General features: G+C 55.8%; 14 protein-coding genes, 3 tRNA genes and 1 pseudogene. 9 read left to right on the forward strand and 9 right to left on the reverse strand.

Translation table 11 applies throughout. From position 1 onward, the window contains the following. A pseudogene (locus B3797_RS16435) lies at positions 1–645 on the forward strand ((Fe-S)-binding protein); the annotation flags it as partial. A gap of 33 nt (positions 646–678) precedes the next feature. Here B3797_RS16435 and B3797_RS16440 read toward each other — a convergent pair. Continuing rightward, on the reverse strand, positions 679–1,083 hold the full coding sequence (locus B3797_RS16440) for a hypothetical protein (RefSeq protein ID WP_120452397.1): 405 nt from the start codon (positions 1,081–1,083) through the stop codon (positions 679–681). 390 nt (positions 1,084–1,473) lie between these two features. On the opposite strand from B3797_RS16440, the gene sufA reads away from it, so the two are divergent. Genes sufA through B3797_RS16475 form a run of 7 tightly spaced genes read left to right on the forward strand, consistent with a single transcriptional unit; the run spans position 1,474 to position 8,116 of the window. Further along, complete coding sequence (gene sufA / locus B3797_RS16445; RefSeq protein WP_120452399.1) at positions 1,474–1,848, forward strand: Fe-S cluster assembly scaffold SufA; 375 nt, start codon at positions 1,474–1,476, stop codon at positions 1,846–1,848. Positions 1,849–1,855: 7 nt separating this feature from the next. Then, the gene (sufB, locus tag B3797_RS16450; protein ID WP_120452401.1) at positions 1,856–3,349 is read left to right on the forward strand and encodes a Fe-S cluster assembly protein SufB; all 1,494 of its coding nucleotides are present in this window, start codon (positions 1,856–1,858) and stop codon (positions 3,347–3,349) included. A 42-nt stretch (positions 3,350–3,391) separates the two neighbouring features. Continuing rightward, on the forward strand, positions 3,392–4,138 hold the full coding sequence (gene sufC, locus B3797_RS16455; protein ID WP_311781538.1) for a Fe-S cluster assembly ATPase SufC: 747 nt from the start codon (positions 3,392–3,394) through the stop codon (positions 4,136–4,138). Continuing rightward, the gene (sufD, locus tag B3797_RS16460; protein WP_311791622.1) at positions 4,113–5,390 is read left to right on the forward strand and encodes a Fe-S cluster assembly protein SufD; all 1,278 of its coding nucleotides are present in this window, start codon (positions 4,113–4,115) and stop codon (positions 5,388–5,390) included. Before sufC ends, sufD begins: the two co-directional genes overlap by 26 nt. Continuing rightward, positions 5,390–6,613 (forward strand): cysteine desulfurase SufS, encoded by a 1,224-nt coding sequence (sufS, locus tag B3797_RS16465; RefSeq protein WP_311791635.1) that lies wholly within the window; start codon positions 5,390–5,392, stop codon positions 6,611–6,613. The genes sufD and sufS overlap by 1 nt, the downstream gene beginning before the upstream one ends. 20 nt (positions 6,614–6,633) lie before the next feature. Beyond that, on the forward strand, positions 6,634–7,050 hold the full coding sequence (sufE, locus tag B3797_RS16470; protein ID WP_120452406.1) for a cysteine desulfuration protein SufE: 417 nt from the start codon (positions 6,634–6,636) through the stop codon (positions 7,048–7,050). A 55-nt stretch (positions 7,051–7,105) separates the two neighbouring features. Beyond that, the gene (locus tag B3797_RS16475) at positions 7,106–8,116 is read left to right on the forward strand and encodes a L,D-transpeptidase family protein (protein WP_311791623.1); all 1,011 of its coding nucleotides are present in this window, start codon (positions 7,106–7,108) and stop codon (positions 8,114–8,116) included. A gap of 60 nt (positions 8,117–8,176) precedes the next feature. On the opposite strand, the gene B3797_RS16480 is transcribed toward B3797_RS16475, so the two are convergent. From B3797_RS16480 to B3797_RS16505, 6 genes are all read right to left on the reverse strand, one after another. Continuing rightward, on the reverse strand, positions 8,177–8,413 hold the full coding sequence (locus B3797_RS16480; protein ID WP_007374746.1) for a major outer membrane lipoprotein: 237 nt from the start codon (positions 8,411–8,413) through the stop codon (positions 8,177–8,179). 301 nt (positions 8,414–8,714) lie between these two features. After that, positions 8,715–10,127, reverse strand: a complete 1,413-nt coding sequence (gene pykF / locus B3797_RS16485) for a pyruvate kinase PykF (RefSeq protein WP_311781536.1) — start codon at positions 10,125–10,127, stop codon at positions 8,715–8,717. 346 nt (positions 10,128–10,473) lie between these two features. After that, positions 10,474–10,550 (reverse strand) — tRNA-Val (locus tag B3797_RS16490). A 10-nt stretch (positions 10,551–10,560) separates the two neighbouring features. Further along, positions 10,561–10,637 (reverse strand) — tRNA-Val (locus tag B3797_RS16495). Between the two features lie 3 nt (positions 10,638–10,640). Next, positions 10,641–10,717, reverse strand: a tRNA-Val gene (locus tag B3797_RS16500). A 178-nt stretch (positions 10,718–10,895) separates the two neighbouring features. Then, positions 10,896–12,269, reverse strand: a complete 1,374-nt coding sequence (locus tag B3797_RS16505) for an MATE family efflux transporter (protein ID WP_311781535.1) — start codon at positions 12,267–12,269, stop codon at positions 10,896–10,898. A 193-nt stretch (positions 12,270–12,462) separates the two neighbouring features. On the opposite strand from B3797_RS16505, the gene B3797_RS16510 reads away from it, so the two are divergent. After that, positions 12,463–13,101, forward strand: a complete 639-nt coding sequence (locus B3797_RS16510; protein ID WP_311781534.1) for a riboflavin synthase subunit alpha — start codon at positions 12,463–12,465, stop codon at positions 13,099–13,101. 43 nt (positions 13,102–13,144) lie between these two features. On the opposite strand, the gene cfa is transcribed toward B3797_RS16510, so the two are convergent. Together cfa and punC are read right to left on the reverse strand one after the other, a co-directional pair. Next, entirely contained in the window at positions 13,145–14,293 is a 1,149-nt protein-coding gene (cfa, locus tag B3797_RS16515; protein ID WP_311781533.1) for a cyclopropane fatty acyl phospholipid synthase, read from the reverse strand. Positions 14,294–14,604: 311 nt separating this feature from the next. Beyond that, positions 14,605–15,810, reverse strand: coding sequence for a purine nucleoside transporter PunC (punC, locus tag B3797_RS16520; protein ID WP_311781532.1), 1,206 nt, complete (start codon positions 15,808–15,810; stop codon positions 14,605–14,607). Between the last annotated feature and the right edge of the window lie 121 nt (positions 15,811–15,931).

Genomic DNA, 15,931 nt, shown 5'->3' on the forward strand with positions numbered 1-15,931 from the left:
CTGATCGCTGATTTTATTCGCCTGATTGAGAAGCTGGGCCTGCGGCCGGTGCTGCTGCCCTTTATGCCCAACGGCAAGGCGCAGCATGTTAAAGGCTTTCTGCAGCGCTTTGCCCGCACCGCCGGAAAAACCGCTGACTTTCTTAATCGCGTGGCGAAGCTCGGTATGCCGATGGTCGGGGTCGATCCGGCGACGGTGCTCTGCTATCGCGATGAATACCGACAGACGCTCGGTGAGAAGCGCGGCGACTTTCATGTACAGCTGGTACATGAGTGGCTGCGCGACGTGGTCAGCCCGCGCGCCGTCCAGCCGGGCAGCGGCGAAAGCTGGTATCTGTTTGCGCACTGTACCGAAGTGACGGCGCTGCCAGACACGCCGAATCAGTGGCAGGCGATCTTTGCACGCTTCGGCGCGAGGCTGGAGAATATTAACGTGGGCTGCTGCGGCATGGCGGGCACCTACGGGCACGAAAGCAAAAACCTCGACAACTCGCTGGGGATTTACGGGCTGTCGTGGCATCCGCAGCTGCAGAAACTGCCGCGCCAGCGCTGCCTGGCGACCGGGTTTTCCTGCCGCAGCCAGGTCAAAAGGCTGGAAGGCAACGGCATGCGTCATCCGCTACAGGCGCTGCTGGAGTTGATGTAACAAAATTGTGCGCGACGTCACGGCGCGGCTGGATTAGAATATCCAGCCCGCGTGACGCACGAAGTCGCTCTGCAGCGCGGTGGCTTTGTCCCACTCTCCGACCAGCGCCAGCTGATGGCACAGGCGGGTGAGGGAGAGGCGCGCCAGCTGATAGGCCTGGATGCGGAACAGCCTGTCGCGCTCGCTGTTGCCCATCTCCTGCACCAGCCGATGATGCAGTTTGCCCATGGCGTGCAGATAACTTTGATCGTCTCCGTTGATCTGGCAGATTTCGGCCATATCCAGACAGGTATCGTTAAACTGACGAAGCTGATGAATGGTGCAGTCGGCCCGGTTCAGCTTTGCCTGAGCCAGATAGAAGTCAACGGTGATATCGCGAACGGAAAATTTATAATCGTCGATTTTGCGCTGTAACCAGGCGGAGACGGAAAGCGTCATGGCGCCACCTCAAGTGGTTAATGATAATAATTATCATATTCAACTGGATGAGGATTGCAATTACGCAAGGCGAAAAATTTTACGATTTACTTAGCCTGTTAATAAAATCGGCAAGAACAATCCCCGGACAGGCGATAAAGGCGTAACCTATTAATAAGAAGTTATTAATAACTAGCCGAAAAAAATTTTACGTAATTTTAACAAGTTAGGGCGACCTCTGACGCCCGCACTGCCTCGCCGCAAAGGTCTGCGAAGCAGCTATGCTTAATAAAGCACCGATTAAAAACAGCACAAGATGATTATCCCTGCAAAACAAGAGGTTGAAGTGATCGCCCAGATCCTTACCATAGGGGGATAGCCTGAAAAGGTCCGGACTTACGAGGTATCAACATGGCATCTGTAAATGCAGCAACGTTCTCTCCTGATGATTTTGTCTGGAAAGGGGTCACGCTGACTGATTCCGCGGCAAAGCAAATTCTTAACCTGGTGGCGCAAGACCCTGAAGTCAAGGGACTGCACCTTGGTGTGAAACAATCCGGCTGCGCCGGTTTCGGTTACGTCATGGATCTGGTGAAAGAGCCTGCCGATGACGATCTGCAGTTTACCCATAACGGCGCAACGCTTTACGTGCCGCTTCAGGCGATGCCGTTTATCGACGGCACCGAAGTGGATTATGTCCGCGAAGGCCTGAACCAGATTTTTAAATTCAATAACCCTAAAGCTCAGCACGCCTGCGGGTGCGGTGAAAGCTTTGGCGTCGAGTAAGTGAAATATGTCACGACACAGCGAAACATCTGACGATGTACAAATGTGGGAAGGCAAGCTCAATTACAAAGAGGGCTTCTTTACCCAGTTGCAAACCGACGAAATGGCGCACGGCATCAACGAGGATGTGGTGCGCGCGATCTCGGCTAAACGTAACGAGCCAGAGTGGATGCTGGAGTTTCGTCTTAAAGCCTTTCGCGCCTGGCTCGAAATGGAAGAGCCACACTGGCTGAAAGCGCATTACGACAAACTGGATTATCAGGATTACAGCTACTATTCGGCGCCTTCATGCGGCAACTGCGACGACAGCTGCGCTTCAGAGCCGGGCGCGCTGCAGTCATCGGGCATCGAAGAGACCAACAACTACCTGACGCAGGAAGTTGAGAAAGCCTTCGATCAGCTCGGCGTGCCGGTGCGTGAAGGGCGTGAAGTGGCGGTTGATGCGATTTTCGACTCCGTTTCCGTTGCTACTACCTACCGCGGCAAGCTGGCGGAGCAGGGCATTATTTTCTGCTCGTTCGGCGAAGCGATTCAGGAACACCCTGAGCTGGTGCAGAAATACCTGGGCACCGTGGTTCCGGCTAACGACAACTTCTTTGCGGCGCTGAACTCTGCGGTCGCCTCTGACGGCACCTTTGTCTATATCCCGAAAGGGGTGCGCTGCCCGATGGAGCTGTCGACCTACTTCCGTATCAATGCGGCGAAAACCGGTCAGTTCGAGCGCACCATTTTGATTGCGGACGAAGACAGCTACGTCAGCTATATCGAAGGTTGCTCCGCGCCGGTACGCGACAGCTATCAGCTGCACGCAGCGGTGGTGGAAGTCATCATCCATAAAAACGCGGAAGTGAAGTACTCCACCGTCCAGAACTGGTTCCCGGGCGGCGAAGGCGAAGGCGGTATCCTGAACTTCGTTACCAAGCGCGCGCTGTGCGAAGGCGAGAACAGCAAAATGTCCTGGACGCAGTCTGAGACCGGTTCCGCCATCACCTGGAAATACCCGAGCTGCATCCTGCGCGGCGATAACTCGATTGGCGAGTTCTACTCGGTCGCACTGACCAGCGGTCGCCAGCAGGCCGATACCGGCACCAAGATGATCCACATTGGTAAAAACACCAAATCGACCATCATCTCCAAGGGTATCTCCGCCGGCAAGAGCCAGAACACCTATCGTGGCCTGGTGAAAATCATGCCGACCGCGACCAACGCGCGTAACTTTACCCAGTGCGACTCGATGCTGATCGGCCCTGACTGCGGCGCGCATACCTTCCCGTATGTGGAAACCCGCAATAACACCGCTCAGCTGGAGCATGAGGCGACCACCTCGCGCATCGGCGAAGATCAGCTGTTCTACTGCCTCCAGCGCGGTATCAGCGAAGAAGATGCGATCTCAATGATCGTTAACGGCTTCTGTAAAGACGTTTTCTCTGAGCTGCCACTGGAATTCGCCGTGGAAGCACAAAAACTGTTAGCCATCAGCCTTGAGCACAGTGTGGGCTGATGCCGTCACACGCGTTGCCGGAAGCAATGTGAAGGAATAAGTATGTTAAGCATTAAAGATTTACAGGTTAGCGTTGAAGATAAAGAGATTCTGCGCGGTCTTAACCTCGAAGTGAAACCGGGCGAAGTACACGCCATTATGGGCCCGAACGGCTCAGGCAAAAGTACGCTCTCTGCAACGCTGGCTGGCCGTGAAGATTACGAAATCACCGGCGGTTCCGTGAGCTTCAAAGGCAAAGATCTGCTGGAGCTTGACCCGGAAGATCGCGCGGGCGAAGGCATCTTTATGGCGTTTCAGTATCCGGTAGAGATCCCAGGCGTCAGCAACCAGTTCTTCCTGCAGACTGCGGTCAATGCGGTGCGTAAGTATCGCGGCCAGGATGAGCTGGATCGTTTCGACTTCCAGGACTTTATCGAAGATAAAATTCATCTGCTGAAGATGCCGGAAGACCTGCTGACCCGTTCGGTCAACGTCGGCTTCTCCGGCGGCGAAAAGAAACGCAACGACATCCTGCAGATGGCGGCGCTGGAGCCGGAGCTGTGCATCCTTGATGAAACTGACTCTGGTCTTGATATCGATGCGCTGAAAATCGTAGCGGAAGGCGTTAACAGCCTGCGCGACGATAAGCGCGCCTTTATCATCGTTACCCACTACCAGCGCATTCTGGATTACATCAAGCCAGACTTCGTGCACGTGCTGTACAAAGGCAAGATCGTCAAATCTGGCGACTTTACTCTGGTGAAACAGCTGGAGGAGCAAGGCTATGGCTGGCTTACCGACGAAGAGTGATAACGCCCTGCAGCAGTGGCACCACCTGTTTGAATCGCGCGGCGAGTCACGCTCGCTGCAGGCTCAGCAGCACTGGCAGCAGCTGATGCGCGTCGGTCTGCCGACGCGTAAGCATGAAAACTGGAAATACACCGCACTGGACGGGCTGTTCGCCCACCAGTTCGTGCTGCCGCAGGCGCAGAGCCTGAGTCAGGCGCAGGTCGATGCGCTGGCGCTGCCGCTGGACGCCATCCGTCTGGTGTTTGTCGACGGCCTGTTTCAGCCGTCGCTGAGCGCGGCCGATACGGAGCTGTTTGCGATCCAGCACAGCCGCGCCGCTGAGCGTCGCCCGCTGCCTGCGCCGGTTCAGCCGGAAGTGTTCCTGCACCTGACCGAAAGCCTGGCGGAAGAGGTAACCTCGATTCGCCTGGCGCGCGGCAAGGCGGCGGCGCGTCCGCTCTACCTGCTGCATATCACCAGCGGCCAGGCGGATGCGCTTAATACTGTGCATCATCGTCACCATTTTGAGCTGGAAGAGAGCGCGCAGGCGCAGGTTATCGAGCATTACGTGACCCTGGACGGCGCGCAGCACTTTACCGGCGCGCGCTTTACCTTCGCGGTCGGCGACAATGCCCAGCTGAAACACATCAAGCTGGCGTTTGAAGAGAGCAGCAGCTACCACTTCGCCCATAACGATATCGTTATCGGACGCGATGCGCAGGTGAGCAGCACCAGCTTCCTGCTAGGTGCGGGCCTCTCTCGTCACAACACCAGCGTGCAGCTCAACGGTGAAAATACCCAGCTGTCGCTGAACAGCCTGGTACTGCCGATGAATTCGGAAGTGGCGGACACCCGCAGCTATCTGGAGCACAACAAAGGCTACTGCCTGAGCCGTCAGCTGCATAAAACAATTTCGCGCGACAAAGGCCGCGCGGTGTTTAACGGCCACATCAAAGTGGCGCAGCACGCGCTGAAAACCGATGGACAGATGACCAACAACAACCTGTTGCTCGGTCGTCTGGCGGAAGTGGACACCAAGCCGCAGCTGGAAATCTACGCTGACGACGTGAAGTGCAGCCACGGCGCGACTATCGGCCGCATTGATGATGAGCAGATGTTCTACCTGCGCTCGCGCGGTATTGCAGAGGACGCGGCGCAGCAGATGATTATTCACGCTTTCGCAGCCGAGCTGACCGAAGCGCTGGATGATGAGACGCTGCGTCAGGCGGTTCTGCAGCGTATCGCGGCGCGCTTCCCTGGAGATGCCTCATGATGAACTTCGATCTCGAACGTATCAGGGCCGACTTCCCGATCCTGAAGCGTGAGGTCAACGGTCATCCGCTGGCCTACCTTGACAGCGCGGCCAGCGCCCAGCGTCCGCTGGCGGTGATTAACGCCGAAAGTCATTTTTATCAGTACGGCTATGCGGCCGTACATCGCGGCATTCACAGCCTGAGCGCGCAGGCCACTACCGATATGGAAAACGTCCGCCTGCAGGCGGCACGTTTTCTCAATGCCTCTTCACCGGAAGAGATTGTGTTCGTTAAAGGCACCACCGAGGGCATTAACCTGGTGGCGAACAGCTGGGGCGCAAGCCAGCTGAGAGCCGGCGACAACCTGATCATTACCGAGATGGAGCACCACGCCAATATCGTGCCGTGGCAGATGGTGGCGCAGCGCACCGGCGCGGAAATCCGCGTGCTGCCGCTGAACGACAGCGGAGAGCTGGCGATCGACGCGCTGGCGGGGCTGATCGACAGCCGTACGCGGCTGCTGGCGGTGACGCACGTCTCAAACGTGCTCGGCACCGTTAACCCGGTCAAGGCGCTGGTGGCGCAGGCGAAAGCCGCTGGCCTGGTTACGCTGGTGGATGGCGCGCAGGCGGTTATGCATGGCAAAGTTGACGTGCAGGATATCGACTGCGACTTTTACGTCTTCTCCAGCCATAAAATCTACGGCCCCAACGGCGTCGGCATTCTCTACGGGCGCAAAGCGCTGCTCGACGAGATGCCGCCGTGGGAAGGCGGCGGCTCCATGATCGATCAGGTCATGCTGCCGACTGGCACCACATGGAATAAAGCGCCCTGGCGATTCGAGGCGGGTACGCCTAATACCGGCGGTATTATCGGCTTCGGCGCGGCGCTGCGCTATGTGGAAGAGATTGGGCTTGATGCGATTCAGCAGCGCGAGCAGGCGCTGATGCGCTACGCGCTCGACAAGCTCGCTTCGGTGCCGGACCTGGTAATTTATGGTCCGCAGGAGCGCGCAGGCGTGATTGCCTTCAACCTGGGCAAGCATCACGCTTACGACGTCGGCAGCTTCCTTGATCAATACGGTATCGCCATTCGTACCGGCCATCACTGCGCGATGCCGCTGATGCGCCATTTTGCCGTACCGGCTATGTGCCGCGCCTCGTTCGCCTTCTACAACAGCGAAGAAGAGGCCGATCGTCTGGCGGCTGGTTTGACCCGTATTCATCGTCTGCTGGGCGGTTGAGCAGAGTTCTGGAGTAAGTCATGGCCACGTTGCCAGATAAAGAGAAGCTGGTGCGCAACTTTAATCGTTGCGCCAACTGGGAAGAGAAGTACCTCTACATCATCGAGCTGGGCGCGAAACTTCCAGAATCATCTGAAAGCCTGCACCAGCCGGAAAACGTTATCTCCGGCTGTCAGAGCCAGGTATGGATCAAGATGACGCCTCAGAGCGACGGTACGCTCGCCTTTGAGGGTGACAGCGATGCCGCTATCGTTAAGGGCTTGATTGCAGTGGTATTTAGCCTTTACCAGAACCTGACTGCGGCGGATATCGTCGCGCTGGACGTGCGTCACTGGTTCGAAGAGCTGGCGCTGACGCAGCATCTTACCCCGTCGCGGTCGCAAGGCCTTGAGGCGATGATTCGGGCAATTCGCCATAACGCTCAAAATCTCCTCTGAGTTAAACTAGCAGACGCCAACAGGCGTCTGTTTTTTATCTGAAAGAGAAGATTGCATGAAATCAGCCTTACGTTTCGCCGGTGCGCTGCTGCTAAGCGTTGGACTTGCCGCACCTGCTTTCTCCACGGAATATCCGCTACCTCCTGCTGACAGCCGCCTTATCGGCGAAAACCAGTTAACCACCGTTCCCGACGACAAACGCCCCCTTGAAGCCATTGCTGCAAAGTACCAGATTGGGCTACTGAGCATGCTGGAGGCCAATCCCGGCACCGATCCCTGGCTACCGAAGGCCGGGACGCAGCTAGTGGTGCCGCAGCAGATGCTGCTGCCGGACACGCCGCGTGAGGGCATTGTCGTCAACCTGGCCGAGCTGCGCCTCTACTACTATCCCAAGGGAGAGGATAAGGTCATCGTCTATCCGATCGGTATCGGCCAGCTCGGTGCCGCAACGCCGGTAATGGTGACCAGCGTCAGCCAGAAAATCCCTAACCCGACCTGGACGCCGACCGTCAATATACGCAAGCGCTACGCCAAAGATGGCATTACGCTGCCGGCAGTGGTGCCTGCAGGCCCGGAAAACCCGATGGGGCTGTTTGCGCTGCGTCTGGCGCGCGGCAGTGGCAACTACCTGATCCACGGCACCAATGCGGATTTTGGTATCGGTATGCGCGTCAGTTCCGGCTGTATACGTTTACGGCCGCAGGATATCGAAGCGTTGTTTAACAGCGTGCCGAAAGGGACGCGCGTGCAGGTTATCAACCAGCCGGTAAAATTTGCCGTTGAGCCGGACGGAAAACGCTACGTTGAGGTGCATCAGCCGCTGTCGCACAGCGACAAAGACGATCCGCAAACGATGCCGATAGCGCTCAGCCCTGCGCTGAAGAAGTTTATCAAAAGCCCGCACAGCGACAGCAAGCTGATTAAAGCGGCGCTTGAACGCCGTTCCGGGATGCCTGTGCTGGTATCGAACGGAGAAGCGGTCGGAGAGGGGGCTGAGACGGCTCCAGAGCAGGCGCAGAGTATCCAGACAACATCTGTGAGCCAGGCGGCGGCTGACACGCCCTAGGCGCTAAATCAGGGCAAAAAAAATGGCGCCACATGGGCGCCATTTTTAATACCAGAACTCTTACTTACGGTAAGAGTGAGCCTGGTTGTCCAGACGCTGGTTAGCACGAGCTGCGTCATCTTTAGCAGCCTGCACGTCAGAACGGATTGCGTTCACGTCGTTGCTCAGCTGGTCAACTTTAGCGTTCAGAGTCTGAACGTCTGAAGACAGCTGGTCGATTTTAGCGTTGCTTGAGCAACCAGCCAGCAGAGTTGAACCCAGGATTACCGCGCCCAGTACCAGTTTAGTACGATTCATTATTTATACCCTCTAGATTGAGTTAATCTCCATGTAGCGTTACAAGTATTACACAAAGCTTTTTAAGTTGAGAATAAATTTTTGATGAGAAGATGCTTAAATTTGATCGTTCGCTCAAAGAAGCAGCGCTTAACCGCATATGATAAAAATATTTAGCGAAAACAGAGAGATTTAATCGGGTTAACCTTAATTTCAGAGGATATTGAATAGTTATTATCGATTGGAAATTTTTTGGTTTTGTATTAGTGACGGAATAAAAAAAGCGCCTTTAAAGGCGCTTTTAAATAAATGCTTCTCGTAATTAAATGACGTGTACTGACGCGGTATTTGTGGTACCGCTTGGTACTAATGCGCCTGACACCATTACCACAACGTCGCCTTTTTGCGCGTAGCCGCTTTCGAGCGCCACTTCTTTACCGATGCGATAGAAATCATCGGTAGAAGCTATCTCTTTAACCAGACGCGTTTCAACGCCTTTGCTGAGAATCAGCTGACGTGCCGTGGTCTCGTTGGTGGTAAGCGCCAGGATAGTCGCATCCGGGAAGTACTTACGTACGGATTTCGCCGATTTGCCGCCTTCCGTTGCTACCACGATCAGCGGCGCTTCCAGTTTCTCTGCGGTTTCCACTGCGCCGCGACAGACGGCCTCAGTGATGCGCAGCTTGCGGGAATCGTCCAGCGTATCGATACGCGATTTCATCACGCGGTCGGTGCGCTCGCAGATGGTGGCCATAATGGTCACCGACTCCAGCGGATATTTACCTTTGGCGCTTTCGCCTGACAGCATAACCGCGTCGGTGCCGTCGAGAATGGCGTTAGCCACGTCGCCCGCTTCAGCGCGGGTAGGGCGCGGGTTTTTGATCATTGAGTCGAGCATCTGGGTGGCGGTGATCACCACTTTGCGCGCCTTGTTGCACTTCTTGATCATCATCTTCTGCGCGAAAATGACCTCTTCGACCGGGATTTCAACGCCCAGATCGCCGCGCGCTACCATGATGCCGTCAGAGGCGTCGAGGATTTCGTCGAAGTTGTTCAGGCCTTCCTGGTTTTCAATCTTGGAGATGATCTGAATATGTTCGCCGCCGTGGGCTTTCAGATGCTCACGAATTTCCAGCACGTCAGAGCGTTTACGAATAAACGAGGCCGCCACGAAATCAACGCCTTGCTCGCAGCCGAAAATCAGGTCGCGTTTGTCTTTTTCAGCCAGCGCAGGCAGCTGGATAGAGACGCCCGGCAGGTTAACCCCTTTATTCTCGCCAAGGTCGCCGTTGTTCAGGACGGTACACACCACGGTGTTCTCCGTCACTTCTTTTACTTCCATGCCGATCAAACCATCATCTACCAGTACGGTATTGCCGATTTTCAGATCTTCTGTAAAACCCGCATAGGTGACGGCTACGCGCTCGCTGTTGCCGATTACGCTCTGGTCGGTGGTAAAGGTGAAGGTCTGACCCGCTTTCAGCGAAACGTCGTTACCGCCTTCCAGTTTCATGGTGCGGATTTCCGGACCCTTGGTGTCGAGCAGGATAGCGGCCTGACGACCGGTCTTCTGCATGACCGCGCGCATATTGGTGATGCGCTGACCGTGTTCGGCGTAATCGCCATGCGAGAAGTTCAGACGCATAACGTTCATGCCGGCTTCCAGCAGTTGAGTCAGCATCTCTTCAGATTCGGTTTTCGGGCCGATAGTACAAACGATCTTGGTCTTTTTCATGACAGGTTATCTGTAAGTTGTGATGGATGATAAAGGTCGGAGTTCGATGACAGCGCATCGAAATGAGAATTCTGGTTGATAGCGAAACGGACGATACAGAATAAGAATAGGTGACGAAGGCTGAGCGTGCAGGGAAGTTGTGCGGTTACGTCTGGAAACCGCCAGGAGCGTGTTGCGCAAAGAGTATAAGTTATCGCCATAGGCACGCCGCGCTGAAACCTTTCAAGTGAAACAACGCGGGATAGTATAGACGCTAAGTATCCGAAAACCAATTAAAAAGCAGAAGGGGAAACGATGGAGATCAATAAAAGGTGAAGTTGCGCAAGGGGCGGATGCTGCAAGAGAGTGGTGCGTTCTAATGGACTCGAACCATCGACCCCCACCATGTCAAGGTGGTGCTCTAACCAACTGAGCTAAGAACGCATTGAAGAAATGGTGCGTCCGAGTGGACTCGAACCACCGACCCCCACCATGTCAAGGTGGTGCTCTAACCAACTGAGCTACGGACGCACTTGGTGCGTTCTAATGGACTCGAACCATCGACCCCCACCATGTCAAGGTGGTGCTCTAACCAACTGAGCTAAGAACGCAACGGCTGTCAGGGCGACAGCGGGGACGAATATTAACGACAGGCAGCAACGCTGGCAAGGGGAAAAACGTATTTTTCCGTCTGACTGACCAGCAACTGCGCTATGCGTCGTTTTTTTAGGCGCAACGGGCCTTTACAGGCCCGTTCAGAGAGATAAGCACCTTTTCCGCGTGGGGGCGTTAGCGCGCCGCGCGGGCGAGGATCACCTGCGCAGGCAGCTGCTGCAGACGGCGGATACGCCACAGCATCATGATCGCCGCCGAGGTCAGCCCGATAATAAAGCCGCACCAGAAGCCCGCCGGGCCGAGACGCGGCACGACCCAGTCGGTCATCGCCAGCGTATAGCCGCTGGGCAGCCCCAGGATCCAGTAAGCGATAAAGGTGATAAAGAAGATCGAACGCGTATCTTTATAGCCGCGCAAAATGCCGCTGCCGATCACCTGAATCGAATCGGAGAACTGATAGATAGCCGCCAGCATCATCAGCTGCGCCGCCAGCGCCACCACTTCCGGATTGTCGTTATAGAGCAGGGCGATTTGATGTCGGAAGGTGACGGTAAACAGCGCGGTGATGGCGACCATACAGACGCCGACCGCCTGTGCGGTCCAGGCGGCGACGCGCGCCTGCTCCGCCGAACCCTGTCCCAGCCGGTAGCCGACGCGAATAGTAGTGGCCACACCCAGCGAAAGCGGCAGAACGAACATCAGCGAGCTGAAGTTAAGCGCGATCTGGTGACCGGCGACATCCACAATGCCCAGCGGCGAAACCATCAGCGCCACCACGGCGAACAGCGTCACCTCGAAAAAGAGCGCCAGCGCCACCGGTAACCCCAGCGAAAACAGCCGCTGCAGCACAGCGCGCGACGGCGGCGACCAGCGGGTTTGCATACGAATATCGCGCAAGCCGCCCATCCGGCGCACCCAGAAACGCATCACCAGGAACATCACCCAGTATACCGAGCCGGTCGCTACGCCGCAGCCGACGCCGCCCAGCGCCGGCATCCCGAAGTGGCCGTTTATAAAGATCCAGTTCAGTGGGATATTGACCAGCAGACCGATAAAACCCATCACCATACCGGGCTTGGTTTTAGAGAGGCCCTCGCACTGGTTGCGCATCACCTGGAAAAAGAGGTAGCCAGGCGCGCCCCACAGCAGGGCGTGTAGATAGCCTTCCGCCTTCAGCGCCAGCTGTTCGTCGATATCATGCATGGCGCGGATAACGTAACCGGCATTCCACAGCACCACCATAATCAGGATAGCGACGAAAAACGCCAGCCAGTAAGCCTGCCGAACCTGTTCGGCAATGCGTTCGCGGCGGCCTGAGCCGTTGAGTTGCGCAACGGTTGGCGTCAATGCAAGCAGAAGACCATGGCCGAAAAGAATGGCCGGAAGCCAGATAGAGGTGCCGACTGCGACGGCGGCCATATCCGTGGCGCTTACTGCGCCGGCCATAATGGTATCCACAAATCCCATTGCGGTCTGCGCCACCTGAGCAAGGATGACCGGAATCGCAAGGGCAAGCAATTGACGCGCTTCTGTTAAATACTTCTGCACGTTAACACCTGTTTAAAAAAGAAAGGGGAGTAATCCCGAAGAAATGCGCGGTTAGTGTAGCGGCATTAACCGAATTCACCAAGTTTTGTCACGCTGTGCGTTATATTGCGGCTGTAAAGCGGACGCGACGCGGAAATAATATCCGCGCGCTAAGCTGTGATAAGCTAGGGCAAACTTCGCAGAGGCCAAAACTATGTTTACCGGAATTGTGCAGGGCACCGCAAAGATTGTGTCCATTGAAGAAAAAGATCTGTTTCGCACCCATGTCGCGGAGCTGCCGGAAGAGCTGCTGCCGGGGCTGGCGCTGGGCGCGTCGGTGGCGCATAACGGCTGTTGTCTGACCGTCACCGCGATTGAGGGCAATCGCGTCAGTTTCGATCTGATTAAAGAAACGCTGCGCGTCACCAATTTAGGCGATCTGCAGGAAGGCGACGTCGTCAATATTGAACGCGCGGCGAAATTCAGCGATGAGATCGGTGGCCACCTGATGTCTGGCCATATTATGACCACTGCGGAAATCTGCAAAATTATTCAGTCAGAAAATAACCGCGAAGTCTGGTTTAAAATTCAAGACGCCGCGCAGATGAAATATATTCTGCATAAAGGTTTTGTCGGTATTGACGGCATTAGCCTGACCGTGGGCGAAGTGACGAAAAGCAAATTTTGCGTCTATTTAATCCCGGAAACGCTGGAGCGCACCACGCTTGGCGCTAAAAAGCTTGGCCACCGCGTCAATATCGAGATCGATCCGCACACCCAGGCGATTGTCGATACCGTCGAACGCGTGCTGGCGCAGCGCGAAGCCGCCGCGCTTAGTCAAGACGCAGAATAAGCATAAAAAAAGGCGCTCCAGGCGCCTTATTTATCTGCTCGGTTTAGCGCGCAACGCGCAAACCGCCTTCCACACCGCGGCTAAACATGACCTGCCACAGCTGAATATCGCGGGCGCGAAACGCTCCGGCGCAGGCGTTGAGGTAGTAGCTGAACATCCGTTTGAAGCGTTCGCCATACTTCTCAGCCAGCTGCGGCCATGCCTGCGTGAAACGCTCATACCAGGCCATCAGCGTGGTATCGTAATCGGCGCCGAAATTATGCCAGTCCTCAAGAATAAAGTGGGGCTCGCTGGCATCCGCGATATGCCGTACCGACGGCAGGCAGCCGTTAGGGAAAATATATTTATTAATCCAGGGATCGACATTCATATCGGTGCGGATGGCGCCGATGGTGTGGAGCAGGAAGAGGCCGTCAGGCTTCAGGTTGCGATCCACCACGTCAAAGTAGGTCGCGTAGTTTTTCGGGCCAACGTGTTCGAACATGCCGACGGAAACGATACGATCGAACTGCTGATTGAGATCGCGATAATCCTGCAGCAGGATAGTCACGTCCAGCCCTTCACAGCGCTGCTGCGCCAGCTTTTGCTGCTCGGCCGAAATAGTCACGCCATGCACAACAGCGCCGTAATGACGGGCAGCGTATGCGGCGAGACCGCCCCAGCCGCAGCCGATATCAAGCAGCGTCATACCTGGCTCAAGCTGCAGTTTGCGGCAGATCATATCCAGCTTCGCTTCCTGCGCCTGTTCCAGCGTGTCGGCTTCTTTCCAGTAGGCGCAGGAGTATTGCATATAGGGATCGAGCATCAGCGAGAACAAATCGTTCCCAAGATCGTAGTGCTCTTTGCCTACTATCCATGCGCGTTTTTTTGACTGCAGGTTGGTAAGACGCGCGGCGGCCACGCGCAGCGTATCTTTAAAGTGGTGCGGCAACTGCTTATCCAGCTTGTGCTTCAGCACGCGGTGAAAAAACATATCCAGCCGTTCGCACTCCCACCAGCCATCCATGTAAGCTTCGCCAAGACCAAGTGAGCCTTCCTGAATCACGCGCTTAAAAAAGTCAGGATGTTTAATCTGAATATCCCAGGGGCGGCTGCCGTTGATTTCGATGTCCGCTTTTTCCAGCATTTCGTGGACAATTCGATACCAGTGGTTTTCTTCAAGGCTCACTTCTTCTATACACGATGAACTCATAGCTTCTCCATCACCTGTCCGCTTTGAACCTGAGAAAAAGAATAGTCAATTTCTCAAGGGTTGTGAGAAAAGTCACGGATTGCTCCGTGCGCCTGATATCCGACGTTTAACAGAGGATTGAATCTGAAAATCATGGTCTGACGCAACGGAATGGGAAGCGCGTGCAGACACCATCCGGGCGATAAGCTTCGCCTAATAATAAAACAATTATGTTATTGATTTGTTGCAGATTTATTGACCTGACTGAGTATAAGCTCAACCAGGTCAATATTCAACGACTTATTGTTAGGCAGCTAACTATGCAGGTCGCCTTAGTGCTGATCCTGGCAGGGAGCAGCGGGGCGAACAATATCCATTCGTGCGCAGGCGCGTCGCTGCCAGACATAGCCTGCTATCGCCAGCGCAATCGTTATTACCATAATCAGCGTAGTCATTAGCAGCGGCTGTTGTAAACCTGCAGAGACCGCCAGGCTGGCAAGAAAGCAGAGGCCCAGCTGCAGCGTGTTTTGCAGCGCCGCGGCTTTGCCGGTGGCGTGCGGGAAAGGCAGCAGCGCATTTGACACCACGACAGGGTAAATCGCGCCGTTCGCCAGCGCCATGCCGCAGAAAGGCAGCAAAAGGGCGATGAGGTGATGGCTGCCGGTCAGCGCCACGCCAAACAGCGTTGCTACGCTCAGGCTGTAGATCGTCAGTAGCCAGGGGAGCAGCAGCGTGCCGGAGAAGCGGTTAAGCAGCGCGCGACAGCCAAATCCGCCCAGTAAAAAGGCGATGGTTTGCGGAATATAGCTCAGGCCGATATCCGCCGGCGTTAAGCCTGCGTCGGCGAGGATAAAGGGCGACCCGGTGAGCCAGGCGAAAAAACTGGCGGAGCAGGCGGCATAGATCAAGACGTTGCCGCTATACACCCCGGAGCGCAACAGGGCGAAAAAGCCAGGCTGATCGGCGCTCTCTTTCGCCGTCGCGCGGCGGCTGGCGGGCAGGCGTAGCGTCGCCAGCATCAGCGCGATGGCGATCAGCGTCAGCACCAGAAAAATTGAACGCCAGTGAAAATGGCTGATTAGCCAGGCGCCGAGCAGCGGCGCAAGCGCAGGCGAAAGCGCAACCAGCGGCATAATGGTGGCGAATATCTTCCTGGCGCGGGCGTTGGGATAGCGATCCACTACCAGCGCCTGCCAGCTCACCGCGGCCGCGCACACGCCAATCGCCTGCAGAAAGCGCAGCGCCAGCATAAGCGCCACATTTTCTACCCACAGCATGCCAGCGCAGCCAAGCGCGAAGAGCGCCAGCCCCATCAGCAGCACAGGCTTGCGGCCGATGCGATCGGAAAGCGGTCCCCAGAAAAGCTGACCCACGGCGAAGCCCGCCAGGAACAGACTCATACTGGCGCTGATGACGCCGGGCGACGTGGCGAAGCTCTCCTGCATCGCGCCGAAAGCGGGAAGGTACATATCCGTCGCCAGGAAACCCAGCATGCTGAGCAGGGCGAGGTAAGGCATAAATCCTTTTGATGACAGCATGGTTTTACTCATTCTCATATTTGTCAGGCAGGTTGAACGCGGCAAAGTGTAAAAGGGTGCGCCCACAACTGTGAAACGTTAATATTTGCAGAATGCTATGAAAAATTTTGAAGGGAATAAT

The organism is Pantoea sp. UBA5923, from assembly GCF_002431095.1.
Lineage (GTDB): Bacteria > Pseudomonadota > Gammaproteobacteria > Enterobacterales > Enterobacteriaceae > Pantoea > Pantoea piersonii.